The organism is Nonomuraea cypriaca, from assembly GCF_015645445.1.
GTDB lineage: Bacteria > Actinomycetota > Actinomycetes > Streptosporangiales > Streptosporangiaceae > Nonomuraea > Nonomuraea cypriaca.
On record NZ_JADOGI010000026.1, the window covers coordinates 37,158 to 56,323 of the forward strand.

The following is a 19,166-nucleotide window of genomic DNA, read 5'->3' on the forward strand; positions in this document are numbered from 1 at the left end:
CCGGACGCCCCCTTTTGCGTGTTAGGCGCTGTAGCGGCGGCCGGGCTTGGCCGCGAGCAGGTCGCCCTCGTCGCGGGCGGTGGTGCGCGAGCGGCGGCCGGTGTTGACGCGGCGGCTCGTCGCGCTGTCCTGCTGGCGCGTGCGGGTGACCGGGCCGGTCACGGCGTGCTCGGCGACGGCGGCGCGGAGCTGGGCGAGCGTCCAGCGGACCTTGCCACCGATGCGGGTGTGCTCGACCCCGGCCGTAGCGAGGCGGCGCAGCAGGTTGGCCGTGACGCCGCCGCCGATGATCTCGGCCGCTTGCTCGCAGGTGTAGAGCCGGAAGTCGGCGATCTCGATCACCTGCGCGGGCGGCTGCTCGTGCTCGGCGGGCGTCTCCTCGTGAGTCGTCGCCGGGGCGAGATCCGCGACAGACGAGCGCAGTTCGGCGGCGATCCGCTCCAGCACTTCCGTGCTCGCGGGGCGTCGGCCTAGCTCGATGTTGCGGAGCGACTGCGGGTGCAGCCCGACTCGTTCCGCCAGGCCACGGACGGTAAGCCCGGCCGTCTCACGCAGGGAGCGCATGGGCGAGCCCTGCCCCTGGTGGGGCGTGGTGTGTGGATTCACGTTGACCACAATAGGACTCAAGTGGACTCAAGGTCAACCGAGGTCATCTGAGGGCAGCTCGGGTCAACTGGCTGTTGCCATCGGCGGGTGCTGGGCTCAGAATGAGCGCGGGGACTCACAGAGTCGCGAGCGTGACTCGTGTGGGTGGGTGTGTGCGTCGAGGTGCCTTTGACCTGGGCTTTCAGGTAGGACCACTATGGTTAACGAGAAACGAAAGACTCATCCCCATGACTCATGCACACCAAGGATTACCGGTGATGACCGCTCAGGACCGGCGTCAGGCGTGGATACGCCTAGGCGAGCTACTGACGGCGCGCCGCGTCGAGATCGACCCGAGATACACCAACAAGCGCCTGTTCGCCGGGGAACGCGGCGTGAACTACCGCGTGATCAGCGACATAGAGGCAGCGAGACGCGACAACTTCGGCGCTCCCATGCTGCGCGCGATCGAGGTTGCCTACCGCCTGGAGCGAGGCGCGATCGCCGAGGCGATCGAGCAAGGGCCGGCCGAGGCCCTGCGCGTCGAGCAGCCCGAGATGCGCGTCGCCGAGATCTCCGCAGCCGATGGCATGCTGTTGGTGCCGGTGCCGGCGGACATGACAGAGGCGGAGCGTCAGCGTGTTCAGGAGTGGGCGGCGCGGATGGCCGCCGATATTGTCCGTCTCAGACAGACTACGGACCGTGACGGCGAGTTGTAGGGATAATCACAGGTAGGCAGGGTGTTTCGCTCTAGCCTTCGAGCCCTCTAGCGCTGCACGGTCGCGCAGTGTATACCGGATTAGCTCTTATCGGCTGCATTGACCTGCGCGCATATGGCGCAGCTAAGGAACGCCCCGTGAAGACCTTCCGTATCGTCCTGGCGTCCTCGGAGACGCTGGACGGACGCGCCTGCGCGATCCACATGGGAGAGCACGACCTGACCGGGATCGTGGATCGCGACCTGGTGGATCGCTCGTACGTACCCAGGTATGAGGCTTTCGTGCGCGAGCAGTTCGGCGGGGCGCGCCGGCTGGCGCGCCCCATGCCTAGGCCCTTCCTGTCCGTGTGTTTCGTCCCCGCTGACGGTCTGCACGTGCAGCTTACGCAGCAGGCGATCATTAGATATGTCCCGCGCGACGTGGCAAGCCCGCGGCTGCTCCACGAGGCAACGCTGCTCGCCAACGACGTCATGCGGTACTACGTGCTCCCGCAGGTCGCCCCCGTGATCGCGCACGACCTGCTGGCACGCACGGCCAGCTAGCCCTCAGCCCACAGAGAGGACAACATGCCGTTTACCGAAGAACGCAACGGCCGATGGCGGGTGAGATGGAGGCTCCCCGCCGGCAACTACGCCTCGGCTACTTATGACGAGTACGGCGCGCCCTTCCCCGACGAGGAGAGCGCCCGCGCCTACGGCCTCAACATGGAGGCCGACATCCGGCGAGGCATCTACAAGGACCCGCGAGCGGAACAGCTCACGTTCCGCGAGTACGCCGAGGACTGGTATCGGAACCTGGACTTGGAGCGGTCCACGACACAGAGCTACCGCCGCATGCTGCGCGGGCACATCATGGCGGCGTTCGGGCATCTCGCCCTGGTGAACATCACGCCCGACATCGTGAACCGGTGGGAGCGCTCGGTCGTCGCGGCCGGGTACGCGATCAGCACGGCCAGGACTGCCCGCGCGGTGTTATCGAGCGTGCTCGACGACGCCAGGCGGGCGGGGCGCATCGCCTCCAACCCGGCCGAGAAGCCGCGCGGGAAGGGCCGCAAGGCAGACCGCAGGATCGAGGTGTTCGAGCAGGCGGCGAAGGTGTGGCCGTCGCCGTTCGAGGCGATCCTGATCGGCGAGCGAATCGCGCTGCTGTCCGGGCGCGAACGCGATTTCGTGATGGTCTTGCTCGCCGCCTGGACGGGCCTGCGCTGGTCCGAGCTGCTCGCGCTCACCCCGTCCTCGCTGGACGAGCGCGGGCGGCTCAAGGTGCATTGGAAGCTGTACGAGGATGACGGCCGCTGGTACTGGGGCCGTCCCAAGGACGGCAGCATGCGCATCATCGACCTGCCCGAGTGGCTGTGGGAGATGGTGCGGGCGATCCGGCCGCGCCGGTGCGGCTGCCCGAAGGATGCCGCCGCCCCGTTCTGTCAGGGGCGCGAGGTGCTGTTCCTCGGCGAGCGCACGCACCACCGCCGCTCGGCGTTCTCGCGCCTCTACCTGCGCCCGGCCGCCGAGGGCGTCTATCCGACCAAGGGCAACGCCCCGGTGCTCGCCGACGCGGCGACGAGCTGGCCGGGCGAACCGCTGGCGTCTTGGCCGGCGGCCGTGCCCGGCGTCGCGTACGAGCCGCCGCTGCTGCGGCGGATCGCCCGCCAGACGCCGGGGCAGGTGAACGCGAGGTCTCAGCGGGCCGAGCTGGTGGCGTACGCGATCGAGCAGGGCGCGGACGAGCAGCTCGTCGCGCGCATGTCGCGTGAGGCGCTGATGGACGCCTACCTGCGGCCGCGCGCCGATGGGCTGGTGTCGTGGCTGCCGATCCTGCCGGACTTGACCATGCACGGTCTGAGGCACGCGCATCAGACGTGGATGGACGACGGCGCGATTAAGACGGCGCTCAAGGTCGAGCGGATGGGTCACACCGATTACACGATCTCGGCTCGTTACGGACATGTGACCGACACGATGCGGGGCGAGTTGCTCGATCTGCTCACCGCGCTACGTGATGAGGCGCTGCGGCGGCGCTGGGAGCTGTCGCCGCGCTCGTCGGTGCGCGTCTTGGATGACGCGCTGGCGGGTATCGGGAGCCCTGTTGTCGCTCCCCTGTTCTCCCAGAATTCTCCCAAAACGCAGAGAGCCCGTCTCACCGGGTGAGGTGAAACGGGCTCTGAGCTGGGAGCCGCCTTGGGGATTCGAACCCCAGACCCCTTCATTACGAGTGAAGTGCTCTGGCCGACTGAGCTAAGGCGGCGTGCCTTGCGGCGTGGACGAGTCTACAGGAGCTCAAGGGGTTCTCGCTCCCACCAATGGGGCGACCACCGCCTATTCACCGATCCGCCGCGCAGGAGTACCGTGAACATGCTGCCTGAGGTGGTCGGGGGCCCTTTCACTGTCGCCGGAGACAACCCTCCCGGCGACCGCGCGGCGGGCTTTTCGCACATCATACGGAGGCCTCTTGAGCCGCATCGTGATCGCACCTGACGGCAGAAAGCTGGCGGTCGAAGAGCGGGGCAAGCCCGACGGGAGTGCGATCTTCCTCCTGCACGGCACCCCCGGCAGCCGGCTGGGTCCCTCGCCTCGCGCTCAGGTGCTCTATCGGCTGGGGGTCAGGCTGGTCACGTTCGACCGGCCGGGCTACGGACTGTCCGATCGGATGCCAGAGAGGACGGTCGCGGACATCGCCGCCGACGTGGCCGCGATCGCCGATGAGCTGGGGCTGGAGCGGTTCGCGGTCGTCGGGCGTTCGGGTGGGGCGCCGCACGCGCTGGCGTGCGCGGCGCTGCTGCCAGAGCGGGTGACGAGGGTGGCGGCGCTGGTCAGTCTCGCGCCGCACAGCGCCGAGGGGCTCGACTGGTTCGCGGGCATGGCGGCGTCCAACGTGTTCGAGTATCTGGTGGCGCGGGCGGGGCCGCATCTCGCCGCCACGCGCCTGTCGTCGCAGGCCGAGCAGATCCGGCGGGATCCGGCGGGCAAGGTGCTCTCGATCGTGATGGAGGGCGGAGCGTCGGATCGCCGGGTCTTCTCGGATCACGGACTGCGCTGGATGATGGTACGCAACTTCGCCGAGGCCCTGCGTCACTCGGCGGACGGCTGGGTGGACGACGTCCTGGCGTTCAACTCAGAATGGGGGTTCGATCCGGCGGTCATCCACGCGCCCACGCTGGTGTGGCACGGCGAGAACGACGTGTTCGCGCCCGTGGAACACGCCCGGTGGCTGGGCCGGCGCATCCCCAACGCCACCGTCAGCATCCAGCGCGGAGGCGCGCACCTGGACGCGCTGAGCATCCTGCCCAGCGTGCTGCCCTGGCTCATGCGCGCGTCATAAAGAAACGCGCCATAAAGGAATCAGGACGTCTGCGGCTCGACGTCGCGACTGACGCGCTGCCAGTCCCGCAACGCCCTGGTGCACGGGTGCTCCTCCCCCAGCTTGCCCGCGACGGCCACGAGCGTGTTCTTCCGCAACTCGCCGGCCTGCGACTCCTGCCCCAGCCCCCGTACGGTGACGGCCAGGTTCGCCTGGCAGGCCAGCGTGTCCGGATGCACCGGCCCCAGAGTGGCCACCAGCTTCGCCAGGGCATCGCGCTCCATGCGCTCAGCCGTCTCCAGGTCGCCCACCTCGGCGGTGCAGTTCGCCAGGTTGATCGCGCAGGACAGCGTGAACGGATGATCCCGCCCGAGTGAGTTGCACATCGCGCTGAAACTACGTTCACTCAGCTCCAGCGCCTCGTCCACACTTCCGAGCCCGCGCACGTACACGGACAGGTTGTTCGCCGCGGCTGACGCGTAAGGATGCTCCGCGCTGAGCAGTTCCTCGTAGCCGGCCAGCACGACGGCCGTCATGTCCCTGGCGCCCGCCAGATCGTCCATCGCGGACATGCAGCAGGCCAGCTCAAGCGCGGCGGCCTTGCCCTCGGGGTCGGACGGGTACAGCCGGCGGTAGCGCCCGTAGATGTCGCGGGCCAGCAGGATGGCCTCCTCGTGCTGCCCGGCCCTGCGCAGCGACACGGCGAGGCTCTTCGTGGCGCGCAACGCCTCGGGATAGTCGTCGAAGCTCAGGTCGGAGTACTGCTTGAGGGTCTGGCGGAGCAGCTCGATCGAGCCCTCGAGATCGCCGGCCTCGCGCATGTCACGGCCGAGGTTCTGGGCGGAGAGCAGGGTCGAGGGGTGGGCGGGGCCGAGCACGGTGATCATGCGACGGTAGATGTCGTCGTCGAAGTCCTTCGCGTTGCGCCAGTCACCGACGAGCCGGTACGACACGGCCAGGTTGTTCGCCGCCCGCAGCGTACGCGGATGGTCCTCGCCGTACATCTCCTGCCAGCGCTCGTACACCTGTCTCTCCTGCGCCAGCGCCTCGGCGTACATGCCGAGGACCCGCAGGTCGGCGGCGATCCCGCCGGCGGTCATCAGGGTGTGCGGGTGGTTGTCGCCGAGCAGGTCGCGCTGCCGGGTCCAGACCCACTGCTCCAGCTCGTACGCCTCCTGCAACCGCCCGAGCGACCGCTGGACGTTCGCGATGTTCGTCAGCAGGTGCAGCCGCTGCCGCTCCAACTGGTCGAACTCCTGCTCCCAGAAGTCCGCCAGTCGCTGACCGAGTTGCAGGGCGTTGTCGTACTCGCCGCGTTTCCACCAGTACCGCACGCGTTCGGTGAGGAGCTGCCTGACCTCCTCCTCGCCGCAGTTCTCGGCCCCCGAGGGCAGCAGGTGCGGCCAGATCAGGTCGTAACGCTCCCAGTTCTCCGGATCGTCCACCTCACCCTGCCGCGGCCGGGCGCCGACCAGAATGCGGTGCACCTCGTGCGCGACGGTGACCCGCTCCTCCTCCGTCATGTGGCCGCGGATCACGGCCTGGACGAGGCGGTGGACCTGCAGGGTGTTGCTGCCCTGGTCGATCTTGGCGAGCGCGAACCTGCTGATCTCCCTGATGACCCGGCCGAGTACCAGCTTCTCGCCGCGTAGCGCCTCGTCGAACGGCAGCAGCACCTTCATGGTCTCGTCGCTGTAGAGGAGCGAGAGCGAGATCGGCTCTGGTGAGAAGAAGGCGCACAGTTGCAGCAGCCGTTCGGCGGCCGGGGAGCGCTGCTTGAGCTGGCTCAGGGAGACGTTCCATGTCGCGGCGACCGGGCTCGGGTAGTCGGCGGGCTGGTTGACGGACAACACCGCGGCCGTCTGGTGGTGCAACTCCTCGACATAGCTGGCCGCCGACTGACCGGTCTCCCCCAGCCAGGCCGCCGCCTGCTCGACCGCGAGCGGCAGGTAGCCGAGCTCCTCCGCGACGTGCAGGGCGTCGTGCGGGTCCAGCCTGGGCACCCTCCTCAGCAGGTGCTCCAGGCTCTCCTCCCGGCTGAACACGTCGACCTCCAGCGGGGCCGCCACGCTGGACCAGGTGGGATTGCGCGAGGTGACGATGACGTGGCCGCCGCCGCTCGGCACGTAGTCGCGCAGGTCGTCGGGCTCGTCGGCGTTGTCGAAGATCAACAGCCAGCGCCCGTACGGCTGCCCCCTGCGCAGCGCCTCGCGGGCCGCCTCGGCCGCCTCGACCACGCTGTCGCCGACCGGGAGCCCCAGGCGGCGGGCCAGCTCGGCCAGCGTCGGGTTGATCAGCTCGGGCTGCTCCGCGGGCACCCACCAGACCACGTCGTAGTCGGCCATGAACCGGTGCGCGTACTCCAGCGCCACCTGCGTCTTGCCGACGCCGCCGAGCCCGTACAGTGCCTGCGGGAGCACCACCGCCTGGCTGCTGCCGACGAGCTGGTCCCTGAGCGTTTCCAGCGCCTTGTCACGCCCGGTGAAGGCGGCGTTGCGCGGCGGGACGTTCCAGACGGCGGGGGCGCCGCCGGGGAAGCGGGCGCCCGCGACGGCGGTGGCGTCGAGCACGTATCCGGGCTTGCCGACCGCGCGCAGGACCGCGTCCACGGCCTGCGCCGGGCCGAGCCGCATGAGATCGACGGTCTGCTGCTCGCTGAAGGGCGGGATGAGCCGCAGGTCGCCCGCCACCCGCAACGCGGTCATGTCGGGGAGCGCGCTCAGGTCGTCGGCCAGGTTCTCGGCGCGGAAGTCCTGTAGGTAGGCCGCGGACAGCACGATGACGATGGGGGAGGCGTCGCCGAGCCGGCGGTCGCCGGCCTCGTTCGCCGCGGACAGCGCCTGGGGGGTGACGTAGAAGTTCGCGAGCCGCAGGATGGCCGCGATCCAGTCCGCCCACATGCGGTCCTCGGGCGCGTAGCTGAGCAGGACCTCCTGCCGGAGCACCGTCTCCTTGCGGGTGAACGCCTCCAGCCAGCGCAGCCGGACCGGCTCCGCCATCGCCGGCAGCCCGGTGACCTCGCCCTGCGTGATCGCGCCGGTCAGCCGTTCGTACGCGGCCAGCATCGACCCCGGCGACCCCGGCGTGTCCCCGAACGTGGCCAGCGTCTCCTCAAAGGCATAGAAGCGCTTGTACGGGACCTCCGTCGCCGCCCAGTACTGATCACGCTCATCCGGGGTCATCCCCACAGGAAAACTCTCGAACCGGGCACGGGCGTAACTGCGCCCGGCGTCGACCTTCTTCTTCTCCCCGTCGTCCACCCGCATCGGCACCGGCAGGATGCGGATGTCGCGGTCGCCGTGCCGCTCACTGATCGACCACGCGACCTTCGAGGCGCCGTCGATGCTCTGGTCGCTCATCGTGAAGCAGTCGACCAGGACGTCCGGCATCTGAATGGTGCAGATGTCGGCGATGTCGCTGAGACCGGTCCTGCTGTCGATCAGGCAGTAGTCGTAGTTGCGCTTGATGTCCTCGCGCAGGGCGTCCAGGAAGCGGCCGCCGCCGAGCCGGTCGTAGAAGGTGTCCCAGTCGAAGGCGGACACGAGCGAGGAGTAGTCGCGGTTCTGCTGACCGGCGGAGACGAAGTCGAGCGTGCCGCTCTTGGGGAACGTCCACTCCAGAGACACCGCGTGCGGGATCACGCTGGCGTACTCCAGATGCCAGTCGCGGTCCCGCTGCCGCGAGACCGTGGCGGCCCATCGGTACTCGTTGACGATGTCGATCACCCCGGTCGTCGCGCTGATCACGCTGTCGTCCAGGAAGGGGCGGAAGAAGCGGTGCAGTCCGGGCGATTCGAGGTCCCAGTCCATGGTCAGCACACGCTGACCGTTGCTCGCCATGATCCAGGCGACGTTCGCCAGCGTCATGGTGCGCCCGGTGCCGCCCTTGTAGGAGTAGAACGTGATGATCTGGCCGTCATTCCGGTCGGTTGTCATCGCCAGGCTCCATCAATCGAGGTCGTCTGACCACAGGCCCCGGCGGCGGGTACACCTGGGCCGTCTGCAGGAAGCGCTTGGACGCCACCGCCAGCATCTTCGGCATGTCGTGTCGCAGGGCGCGGAGCGAGGTGACGTCGTGGATGGCCGGGTCGCCCTCACCGCCCGTCATGGCCTCGCCCAGCGAGCGCCGCAGGCGGGGCTCGGCGTCGCTCGTCTGCGCGTCCGCCATATTCCACGGCACGACGACGGGGAACCAGCGCGCCCCCTCGTCACCGAACTTCCGCAACGTCTCGTACGTCTCGGGCCGGTCGGCGGCCCACGGATCCACCAGCACCATGCCCGGCGCGTCAGGCGGCTCGCCCGGTAAGCCGAGAGCGGCCGTCTCGGTCGCGAATCCCTGCCCGCGAGCGAACTCCGCGACATGCGAGACGACCGACCGCGGATTGTCCTCGTGCCGGTACGGATTCCATTCCTGGGCCGTCATCCCGTAGTAGTACGGATTTCGCCCTTCAGGAAGATTACCGAGGTGCGGCGCCACCACCGTCACCTTTATCCTCCTGGACACCTTGTAGTCGGCGAAGGCGTTGGAGAGCGTGGTGTAGTCGGGCAGATCATGCGCCTCGAGCAACGGAGACGACTCGGCGACCGCCTTGATGCGCCGCGCGAGCTCGAGTATCGCCTTCCGGTACGCGTCCCGCCGCGACTGGACCTTGATCAGGCCGTACAGGCCGGTGCTGTGGTTCCTCGACCACAGGCCGTCCTGGCTGTACTGGATCCTGCTGGCGCATTCCGGCAGGTCGTCGTCCCCGACGGGGAACCACACGACGGGCATGATGACCGGCGGCGGGTCGGACATGTGGGCGGCCAGCCGCATCTGGATGGCCGACCATTCGCGGCCGCAATGCTCGCTGCCGAAATAGCGCGGGGAGTAGAGCGGCACGAAGACGCGGCAGGTGGCGAGCGCCCTGGACACCTCGCCCGGCCACTGATTTCCCAAACGTAATTCGCGGTCGACGAATCCCACATCCGAGGCTTTTGGCAGGCTCGTTATTTGGATGAGGTCGTGGCACAAGGCGTCGAAGAATCGGTATACCCACTTGTTGGGGTCGCCGCCGCCTATGGTCTCGTCCGCAGGGGTATGCGCATAGCTCAGGAAGAAATACGGAACCTGACCACTTCCTCCGGAAGCCGACATTTCCGGCATCGACCTCCTCCCCTCCGGGACGATTCACTATACATCCGAACAAGTCAGAGGAAGTGCTCCATAGGTGATTCCCGCCATTGCCACATCGGCCGGACCCTTGTTTTCGGTCGCTTATAAAGACATTTCCAGCAATGGCAAATCCCAGCCCGTTAGCCACGCACGCCCAACCTGAGCCACGCACGACCGACGTGGCGGCGCGTGTGCACGGCGCGTGTGCACCTGGCGCCTGCCTAACGGCGTGCGTCGACCGGCCAGGAGGCCAGCGTCTCCCGCATCCGGCCGACGAATCGCTCGCCCAGCGCGGTCAGGGCCTTCGAGCCGACCAGGGTCTCCGTGGCGGCCAGCGTGTGCCCGCGCCAGCGGAGGTATTCCTCCTGCGCCTTCTCCAGCTCGGCACCCTCGACGGTGTGCCGCCGCGTCCGCCAGAAGTCCGTCACGGCGATGTGCGCGTACGTGCCTTGCAACAGCCCTTCCAACGGCCTCGGATCCTGCCGCCAGGGAGCGTGGTAGAGCCGCGTGTCGGCGCGGTCGTACAGGTCGAACAGGTCGAAGACGGCACCCAGCTTGACGTGCTGGAACTCGTGCATGATCAGCAGGGCGAGCGTCGCGGGGCCGTCGGGCAGGGCCGCCGCGACGGCTCCGAAGGCGTGCCGCGCTGTCGAGCTCACGTCCTGGCCAGGCGGGGCCTGGGCGAGGGGCGTGAGCGTGCTGAGCCCGCCGCGCAGGCCGGGCGCGTACTGCGGATATTCCTTCTCGATGAGCCGCCACGCCTGCTCGAACGACGCCTGCCACGCGGCGACGACCGCCTCGTCCAGCCGCCCGGCGGCCGGCCACTGGTGGCTGTCGCGATGCGGATCGGAATCCTCGAGCACGACGGAGTAGTCGCCGCTGGCCAAGGTCCTGACCGGCTGCCACTCCGCCCCGGCGTCCGCCACGATCCGCCCCGCCCGCACCACGAGCGTCACACTGTCGCCATCGAGCCCGCGCAACGTCCCCACGGTCGGCAGGTACGCCGCCCCATCGACGACCACCACGGGCAACGTCAGATCCCGCCCGGCACGCACCGCCGCAGCGGCAACCACGTTCGCCAAATAACGCCCCCGCTCAACCCCCAGCCCAGCCTGCTCAACGCCCCGCCCGGCCAGATCTGCACCCCGCTCGACGTGACCCATGCCCCGCCTGACCGGCCCCTGCCCGGCGTGGCCCGCATCCAGCCCGGCCTGGCGCTCGGAGGACCGGGGCTCCGTGCGGCCACCTGGCCCGGCCTGGCGCTCACCCTGTAGGCAGTCCACCGCCCAGGAGCGGACATAGGGGTGGGCCAGCACGGACTCCAGCACGTCGCGGTGGTGGGTGTCGAGGTCGGTCAGCAGCTCCCACACCCCCGCCGGGGCGAGCGGGCGCAGCGCCGCGATCAGCGCGCGGCGCAGGCTGCGCTGCGCGTCCGCCAGCAGCTCGATGTCGGCGGCATCACCGAACCCGGTGGCGAGCGCGTCCAGGCTGGCGTACGGAATCGCGTGCGTGGACATCTTGGTCGCATTCCCGAGATGAGTCACCAGCTTGAACAGGTCTTCACAGTAAACGCTGGGATTGTCGAACGAACCATCCCGGTAGCGGTGGGTGTAGAGGCCGCCGCCACAGCTGCGTACGACCGGGCAGCGCCGGCACGTGTCCGACAGTCCCTCCAGCCCGCGCTGCTGCTCGCGCGTCTTGGGATGGACCGCCACGTCGTCGAGGGTGTGCAGGAAGACGTCGTAACCGGTCGCCGGCGCCCCGTCGTAGGTCACCTTCAGCGAGTCGACCAGCTCGTACGAGCCATCGGTGTCGATCACGACCATCGAGCTGGGCTCCAAGCCGATCGACTCGGACAGGCTCGCCCCGCCCTTGACCGTTCGCGCGATGGACTCGAACAGCCGGATCGGCATGGGCCGCCCGTCGGCGTCCCAGCGGTCGAAGATCGCGATCAGCCAGTCGGCGTAGGCCGTCGGGGACGGGCGCGCGGGCGGCGTGTCCCAGGTCGCGTACGGCAGGAGGAAGTCGATGCGGGGCGGCCCCAACTCCAGCAACGCCTCGTAGACCGCGATCGGGTCGTTGGCCACGTCGATGGTGCACAACAACCCACCGTAGATCTCCGGCCGCGCCCGCAACCGCTCGACCGCCCGGATGACCTGGTCGTACGAGCTCTTGCCCGACGCGTAGCGGCGATGGCGGTCGTTGGCCGCCCGGTCGCCGTCCAGTGAGATCCCGACGGAGATCTCGCGCTCGGCGAACAGATCGCAGAACCGGTCGTCCAGGCGCACGCCGTTGGTCTGGATGTGCAGATGGAGGCGGCAGATCCCGTCGAGCGCGCCACGCAAGGCGTCGGCGATGCCCGCCAGCCGTTCGTGACCCGCCAGGAGCGGCTCCCCACCGTGCAGCACGACGTGGATGTCACGCACGTCGTGCTGTTTCACGTGCTCCGCGATGCGGGCCGCCACCTGGTCGACGATTTGCAGGCTTATGCCACGGGGACGACTGCGCCAGCTCTGATCGGCATGCTCGTATACATAACAATGGTCACACGATAGATCGCATCGGCTGTGCACTTTGAGCACGAACTGCTGGAAAGGAGTGATCACCCCACTCAGCCATCCCTGTCCGCGATTAGATGTAATTACCGAAGGCCGCGATGGGCACAGCAGGCGCGTCAGAGCTCTGCGGCATCATCCGCCGCAAAACATCTGCCATCACCTTGCTCTCCTGGGTATGAATATCCCCAAAAGAAACGTCGCGAAGGTCCCTGACCTCAGAGGCCAGCTCCTCGCCCTCAGCAATGATCATCGGATCGTTCCTAATTCGCGTTGAATGACGGCAAGGCGGACAAGGCCTTGGCGCGCAACACGAAACGTCCCCGCATTATCGATGATGTCTTCGAGCCATTGCCAAGACCCCTGGCGAGACCGTTGCCATGAAGCGCCTCATTATGTCAATCACAGTGCCAGGCTGTCTCGAAATGAGATAGCCCAGTTACGCTATCGTGACGCAACCGACACCTCAAAATGGCGGAACCCGGTAAACTGGACGCCCGCTATATGCGTCGATTTTGCAATTAGCTTCCTGCCTCGCCACCGTACCGTGCATCGTGCTGTTTGCGCGGGGAGCACACGGACGCCGAAGGACAAGCGCACCTGCGCCCGCCGTCATTCAGCCGGACCACCACCGAGTCGGACGGCACGTTGTGACCGACCACGGTCCCGGCCCCCTGCGGAGTGTCCACGTTCGCTCCCACGCGCGGCGCCGAGGCCCGGAACTCCTGGTAGAGCGGGTGCTCGTACTTCAGGCAGCACATGAGCCGCCCACACGCCCCGGCGATCCGCAGTGGGTTGACCGGCAGGTCCTGATCCTTGGCCATCCGCACGGAGACCGGCTCGAAATCCTTCAGGAAGGTGGCGCAGCACAGGTCGCGCCCACAGGGCCCGATGCCACCCTGGAGTCGCGCCTCGTCCCTGGGCCCGATCTGCCGCAACTCCACCCTGGCCCGGAGATTGCGGGCCAGGTCGCGGACCAGGGAGCGAAAGTCGACCCGATGCGGTGCGGAGAAATAGACCGTATAGACATTTTCCTGGTCAAGGTAGTCGATTCCGACCACCTTCATCGGCAGCGTATGTCGCTTGATCAAACGTTTGGACACGCTACGGGCCTCCGCCCGGCGGCGCTTGTTGGTCTCGTCGCGCGCGAGTTGCTCCTCAGACACCGGCCCCGCACACACCGGCAGCCCATCGATGTCCTCACTCGTATATTGCGGCGCCCACACACACTCGGCCACCTCCGGCCCCGAGTCGGTCGGGACAAGCACCTTGTCGCCCACCTTCGGGCTGTGCGCGCCGGGATCGAGGTAGTAAAGCCTTCCGTAGCGGGTGAAGCTCACGGCCATGATCATTCCCATGGGCTCGAGCTCGCCTCCTGACGGCGTAGGGGGTCTTACGGCCTTCGTTTGCCACATTACGTGCCTTCACCCACCCAAGGTCAGGGGGTGCGGGTGCGGATGTTGACGCCGAAACACATGCTCGCCAGGCACACCTTGCCCTCGTCGAGGGACGACAACCCATAGCGGGTGGCCAGTGTGCTCGTGGCCGTGTTCGCACCGAGCGAAGTCAGGAACGCAACGCCAGCATCATCGCCTCAACCGCGATCTGTGGGTTGACGCTCACCGCCAGCCGCTCCCTGCACTGCATGATCGCATCGATCCGCCGCAAGGTGTCCTCGGGCGTCGACCGTTTGGCCAGCTGGTCGAGATCGAACCGGATGTTGTCGTTGGCCAACTCGACCACCGCTCCGAACTGCAGAGCCAGCACGTCCCGATAGAACGACACCAACTCCAGCAACGCCGCGTCCAGCGAGTCCCGCTTGATCCGGGTGGCCCGCGACTTCTGCCGGTCCTCCAACTCCTTCAGCGCCCCGGCCCCACCACGTACGAGCCCCCGGTTGAGGCCCTTCCCCGTGGACCCCTCGCCGTACAGTTTGCGCAGGTCCGAGGTCTCGCTCTCATTGAGCGTGGCCGTCGCGGCGGCGGCCTCCTCCTCGGCCGTCTTCACCAGACGCTCGGCGGCGAAGACGCACTCGCCCACCCCGGTCAGCGAGCGTGGGATGCCCAGCACGGCCTCCCGCCGCCGTCTGACGCCCTCGTCCATGGCCAGCGCGCGGGCGCGCCCGATGTGCCCCTGAGCGGCCTGGGCGGCGAACCTGGCCATCTCCCACGGCACGCTGTCCCTCGTGGCGAGCACGTGGGCGACCGCCTCCGTGTTCGGCGTGGTCAGGGTGACCAGGCGGCAGCGGGACCTGATGGTGGTCACCAGATCGTCGGGGGCGGGCGAGCACAGCAGCCACACCGTACGTGGCGGCGGCTCCTCGATGGCCTTGAGCAGGGCGTTCGCGGCGGACTCCGTGGCCCGGTCGGCGTCCTCGAAGAGGATCACCCGCCACCGGCCCTGCGTCGGCGCCCCGGCCGCTCTGAGGATCAGCTGACGGGTCTGCCGGACACTGTAGGACAGCCCCTCAGGGCGTACGGACTCCAGATCGGGGTGGGAGCCGATCAGCACCTGGTGGCACTGGTCACAGTGGCCGCAGCCGCCGTCCGGGCACATCAGCGCCGCGGCGAAGGCGCGGGCGGCCTCCTCCCGGCCCGAGCCCGGCGGACCGGTGAACAGCCACGCGTGCGTCATCCCGGCGCCGCGCCCGCCCGCGACGACCTCGCCCGCCGCCGCAGCGGCCCGCGACAGCACGGCCGTCGCCTGGTCCTGCCCCACGAGGTCATCGAAAACCGTCACGAGCCCAAGGCTAGTTGCACTCGGCCCAACGACGCACAGGGGCGGCGGCAACCAGCACGACAACTAGTCGCGGATGGCGGGCATCGTGCCCGTGGCGTCCTCGGACTCGCGGGGCACCGGGTCGGGCAGGATCTCGCGGATGCGGTCCTGGATGCGCCGGGTGATCTCGTCGGACGGCAGCGTGCCGTCGACCACGAAGTAGCGCTCGGGCGCGGCGGCCGCCAGCGCGCGGAACTCCTTGCGTACGCGCTCGTGGAACTCCAGCGGCTCGGCCTCGATCCGGTCGGCAGCCCCGCCCAGCCGGGTCAGCCCCACCTCGGGCGGCGTGTCGATGAGCACGGTCAGGTGCGGCACCAGCCCACCCGTCGCCCACGCGTTGACCTTGGACACGTCGCCGGGGTCGAGCGCCCGCCCGGCGCCCTGGTAGGCCAGCGACGAGTCGACATAGCGGTCGGTGACCACGAGCGAGCCTCGGTAGAGCGCCGGCCGGATCACCTTCTCCACGTGCTCGGCCCGGTCGGCGGCGTAGAGCAGCGCCTCGGCGCGCGCCGTCAGCCCGCGCTCGGCCGCGTCGAGAAGGATGGCGCGCAACCGCATGCCGACCTTGGTCGAGCCCGGCTCGCGCGTCTGGACCACGTCGAAGCCCTGGTCGCGCAGCCAGATGGCGATCAGCCGCGACTGGGTCGTCTTGCCCGACCCCTCGCCGCCCTCGAACGCCACGAACAACCCAGGCACGTGCTCGGCCGCCTGCCTGGGGAACCGCTCCCCGCGCACCGCCGCGATCAGGTCCGCGGACAGCGAGACGCCCTTCCTGTCGTCCATGTGGCGCAGCGCCAGCACGCCGACCGACATCGCCAGCACCCCGCCGATCAGGAGCACCAGGTTGGAGCCGTCGAACCGGTAGGCGAACTCGCCGAACTCCAGGACGTGCATGCCGAAGATCGCCGCCACCGGGTTGGCCGCGGCGACCACGAACAGCAGCGTCACCCGCGCGGTCGACTGCAGGAACGAGAACGTCCGCCCGCGCAGCGCGTCCTCGACCTCGAGCCCGATCAGCGTGTAGCCGATGATCCAGGCGATCCCCGCGCACGCGCCCAGCAACACGGTCAGCATGACCACGATCACCAGGTTGTGCACCAGCGCGGTCGCCACGAGCACCAGCCCCGCGACGGTGATGGCCAGGCCGAACAGCCGCCGCCGCGACAGCTCCCGCAGCAGCCTCAGCCCGAAGAACATGCCGAGCGCCATGCCGACGAACACCGCGCCGAACACGACGCCGTAGGCCGCGTCGCCACCGCCGAGCGCCTGTACGTAGATCTTCGCCACGCCCACCACGGCGCCGCCGGCGGCGAAAGCCCCCAGCATGCCGATCACCAGGCCGCGCACCAGCCGGTTGCCGCCGACGAACCGCCAGCCCTCGACGACCTGCTTGAGCACCGAGGGCGTCGAGATCGCGCCGTTTCGCTTCGGGATGTCACGCAGCGTGAAGATCAGGAAGGCCGACACCAGGTAGGCGCAGGCGTTGACGACAAGGGCCAGCCCCGTGGCGTCCCAGCCGGACAGGAACGGCACCATGCCCGTGGCCAGGTCGCCCGCCACGGACAGCGCCGCGAACAGCATGGCCGCGATCGGCGCGCTGCCGTACGTCACCATCAGGTTGAGCTGGTTGGCCGACTCCAGCTGCGACTTGGGCACCAGGTTGGGCACCGTGGCGTCCTTGGCCGGGACCCAGAACAGGTTGACGCACTCGACCAGGATGGTCGCGACGATCACCCACTGGTAACTGTTGACCAGCGGAATCGACAGCACCACGGCGAATCTGGCGAGGTCGGAGACGAACATCGTCAGCCGCCGGTCGAACCGGTCGGCGAACACGCCCGCGAGCGGCCCGAGCAGCACGGCGGGCAGCATCTTGGCGATGAAGACACCACCGATGGCCAGCGACTGCACCCGATAGTCGTCGCCCCGGGTGAGATTTCCCGCGAGGGCGGTCAGCGCCAGGATGTTGAGCCAGTCACCCAGACTGCACACCGACATGGCCGTCCAGAGCCGTCGAAACGGCGCGTTGGCCAGCACATGGGTGGGTCGGCGTCGGCCAAGGGCAGTCATGTTTTCAGCGTATCCAGGTGTCGGCCAGAAGCGGGTAGACAAGCGACGAGCCGGATATTCCCGGCTGCTCGCCGCTGAGGGTATTACGTCCGTGGCCTCGCGCGCAGGTTAGCGACCTCGAATAGGCCCCAGAAAACATCATCAATTCCCAACTCCAGCCCCATGCCGGGCTTCTTCCACCAATGGCTCCCACTCGGCACGGATGTCCGGCGGCAGCTCCAGCTCGTCCCACAGCTCCGCCAGCAGCACGCCGTCGACGTGGCCGAGCAACTCCTCGGGGCCGCCCTCGATGAGCAGTAACGCGTACGCCGCCCTTCGTTCGGCCCGATCGCCCAGGTCGTAGCTCCGCTCGCGCAGCCGCACGGCCCTCAGCGCGGCGGCGACCGGCAGCCGGGGCAGGCGGTCTGGCACGTGGAAGGTCCTGCCGTCCCGCACCAGGGCGGTGAACTGGACCTTCGGCTCCAGCACCAGCCGGAACCCCGCCGCGTCCAGAATGCGCCCCGCGGTCTCCAGCGTCGGCGACTTCCTGCCGTGCTCATAGGCCGACAAGGTCGTCCTGGACGTGCCGCTCACACTGGCCAGGGCCTTCTGGTTGAGACTCGCGGCATGCCTGGCCTGCTTGAACAGCAGCCCGCCGCGCTTGGCCCAGAAGGCGACGTCCGCCCGCAGCACCCGCTCCGCCGGCGAAGAGACCATGCCCCCACCTCCAAAGGTATCCAGAGGGATACTACGCCCAGATGGCGTTGCGTGACTACCGGATCGCGGAATGCAACTCCAGGATCGTGATCTCCGGCGGAGCCCCGACGCGTACCGGCGGACCCCAGAACCCGGCGCCCCTCGTCACGTAGACCCGCACCCCGCCGATGGTGGCCAGCCCGGCCACGACCGGCTGCTGCAACCCCACCACCAAGTTGAACGGCGCGATCTGCCCGCCGTGCGTGTGTCCGGAGAGCTGCAGGTCGACACCGTGGCGCGCGGCCTGGTCGACCTGGACCGGCTGGTGCGCGAGCAGCACCGTGGACCTGCTGGTGTCGCGGCCGCCGAGCGCCTTGCCGAAGTCGGGGCCGTCGCCCACGGACTCGCCGTTGAGGTCGTTCACCCCGGCCAGGTCGAGTACGGCGCCCTGATGCCTGATCTCCACGCGTTCGTTTCGCAAGGGGCGTACGCCGAGTTCGCGCAACTCCTCGATCCATTCGAGGTGCCCGCCTGACGCGAAGTATTCGTGGTTACCGGTCACGAAATAGGCACCGTAACGGGATTCGAGGCTCCGCAGCGGCCGCGCCAGCGGCCCCAGGTCCGCCACCGACCCGTCCACCAGGTCGCCCACGATCGCCACGACGTCGGCCTCGAGGCCGTTGATCATGCGGACGATCCGCTCGGTGTGCGCCCTGCCGGTGAGCGGCCCCAGGTGGATGTCGCTCACCACGGCGAACCGCAGGCCGCCGAGCCGCGGGTCCAGCTTCGGCAGCCCGACCTTGATCGATTCGATCACGGGGTCGCCGAGCGCGCTCGCCATGCCGTACCCGACCGCGCCCAGCGCGCCCACCCCCGCGACGGCGGCGGTGGTCCGTTCCAGGAAGAGCCGCCTGCTCATGGACGGCGTCGCGGAGGACACGCCCGCGGGTGCCTGAGACGCCTCCTCCGGCGTGGACGCGGCGCCGGCCATGATCGCCACCGGCTCGGGCTCAGGCGCCGGCGTACGCCCCCGCTCCGACCGCCGCAGGACCCACCCCGCCACCGCCCGCGGTATCTCCAGCACGACGAGGAAGATCACCAGGTAGAACATCAGCGCCAGCCAGACGTAACCCGGCCAGGCCAGCCCGTGCAGGAGGTCCATGCGTGACCCTGCGAAGGTGGCCACGAGGAGCCCGAGCAGCCCCGCCAGGCCCCAGGTCAGCGCCTTGCGCAGCCGCCCGGGGCCCGTGGTCGGGCGCACCAGCCGGAGCCACAGATACCAGTGGGCGAGCAGGACCCCGCCCACGAAGATCAGGACGAACACATAACCGATGCT

14 protein-coding genes and 1 tRNA gene are annotated in these 19,166 nt (G+C 68.7%); 4 read left to right on the forward strand and 11 right to left on the reverse strand.

Annotated features, from left to right (window positions below; genetic code table 11):
- Window positions 1-21 precede the first annotated feature (21 nt).
- A complete protein-coding gene (locus ITP53_RS11495; RefSeq protein WP_195895341.1) occupies window positions 22-606 on the reverse strand; it encodes a helix-turn-helix domain-containing protein in 585 nt (194 codons plus the stop codon).
- A 257-nt stretch (window positions 607-863) separates the two neighbouring features.
- Here ITP53_RS11495 and ITP53_RS11500 point away from each other — a divergent pair, with 257 nt between their 5' ends.
- The 3 genes from ITP53_RS11500 (at window position 864) to ITP53_RS11510 (ending at window position 3,451) form a co-directional block, all read left to right on the forward strand.
- A complete protein-coding gene (locus ITP53_RS11500) occupies window positions 864-1,304 on the forward strand; it encodes a hypothetical protein (RefSeq protein WP_195895342.1) in 441 nt (146 codons plus the stop codon).
- Window positions 1,305-1,441: 137 nt separating this feature from the next.
- The gene (locus ITP53_RS11505; RefSeq protein ID WP_195895343.1) at window positions 1,442-1,846 is read left to right on the forward strand and encodes a hypothetical protein; all 405 of its coding nucleotides are present in this window, start codon (window positions 1,442-1,444) and stop codon (window positions 1,844-1,846) included.
- Between the two features lie 24 nt (window positions 1,847-1,870).
- Window positions 1,871-3,451 carry a phage integrase central domain-containing protein gene (locus ITP53_RS11510; protein WP_195895344.1) on the forward strand — a complete coding sequence of 527 codons (1,581 nt, stop codon included), beginning with the start codon at window positions 1,871-1,873 and terminating at the stop codon, window positions 3,449-3,451.
- Window positions 3,452-3,474: 23 nt separating this feature from the next.
- On the opposite strand, the gene ITP53_RS11515 is transcribed toward ITP53_RS11510, so the two are convergent.
- Window positions 3,475-3,548: transfer RNA gene (locus ITP53_RS11515), tRNA-Thr, on the reverse strand.
- Window positions 3,549-3,752: 204 nt separating this feature from the next.
- On the opposite strand from ITP53_RS11515, the gene ITP53_RS11520 reads away from it, so the two are divergent.
- On the forward strand, window positions 3,753-4,622 hold the full coding sequence (locus ITP53_RS11520) for an alpha/beta fold hydrolase (RefSeq protein ID WP_195895345.1): 870 nt from the start codon (window positions 3,753-3,755) through the stop codon (window positions 4,620-4,622).
- Window positions 4,623-4,642: 20 nt separating this feature from the next.
- Here the strand turns inward: ITP53_RS11520 and fxsT are convergent, their stop codons facing one another.
- From fxsT to ITP53_RS11565, 9 genes are all read right to left on the reverse strand, one after another.
- Entirely contained in the window at window positions 4,643-8,536 is a 3,894-nt protein-coding gene (fxsT, locus tag ITP53_RS11525) for an FxSxx-COOH system tetratricopeptide repeat protein (protein WP_195895346.1), read from the reverse strand.
- Window positions 8,517-9,743, reverse strand: a complete 1,227-nt coding sequence (locus tag ITP53_RS11530; RefSeq protein ID WP_328814369.1) for a TIR-like protein FxsC — start codon at window positions 9,741-9,743, stop codon at window positions 8,517-8,519. The genes fxsT and ITP53_RS11530 overlap by 20 nt, the downstream gene beginning before the upstream one ends.
- Window positions 9,744-9,973: 230 nt before the next feature.
- On the reverse strand, window positions 9,974-12,358 hold the full coding sequence (locus ITP53_RS11535) for an FxsB family cyclophane-forming radical SAM/SPASM peptide maturase (protein WP_328814370.1): 2,385 nt from the start codon (window positions 12,356-12,358) through the stop codon (window positions 9,974-9,976).
- A 25-nt stretch (window positions 12,359-12,383) separates the two neighbouring features.
- Window positions 12,384-12,560: a hypothetical protein gene (locus ITP53_RS11540; RefSeq protein ID WP_195895348.1), complete on the reverse strand. Its 177-nt coding sequence runs from the start codon at window positions 12,558-12,560 to the stop codon at window positions 12,384-12,386.
- 268 nt (window positions 12,561-12,828) lie between these two features.
- Window positions 12,829-13,653, reverse strand: coding sequence for a PSP1 domain-containing protein (locus ITP53_RS11545; protein WP_407941224.1), 825 nt, complete (start codon window positions 13,651-13,653; stop codon window positions 12,829-12,831).
- Between the two features lie 220 nt (window positions 13,654-13,873).
- On the reverse strand, window positions 13,874-15,046 hold the full coding sequence (locus tag ITP53_RS11550; RefSeq protein ID WP_195895350.1) for a DNA polymerase III subunit delta': 1,173 nt from the start codon (window positions 15,044-15,046) through the stop codon (window positions 13,874-13,876).
- Window positions 15,047-15,109: 63 nt separating this feature from the next.
- Window positions 15,110-17,155: a dTMP kinase gene (tmk, locus tag ITP53_RS11555; protein ID WP_195895351.1), complete on the reverse strand. Its 2,046-nt coding sequence runs from the start codon at window positions 17,153-17,155 to the stop codon at window positions 15,110-15,112.
- A gap of 141 nt (window positions 17,156-17,296) precedes the next feature.
- Window positions 17,297-17,851 (reverse strand): helix-turn-helix transcriptional regulator, encoded by a 555-nt coding sequence (locus tag ITP53_RS11560; RefSeq protein WP_195895352.1) that lies wholly within the window; start codon window positions 17,849-17,851, stop codon window positions 17,297-17,299.
- Window positions 17,852-17,906: 55 nt separating this feature from the next.
- Window positions 17,907-19,154 (reverse strand): metallophosphoesterase, encoded by a 1,248-nt coding sequence (locus ITP53_RS11565; protein WP_195895353.1) that lies wholly within the window; start codon window positions 19,152-19,154, stop codon window positions 17,907-17,909.
- Window positions 19,155-19,166 lie beyond the last annotated feature (12 nt).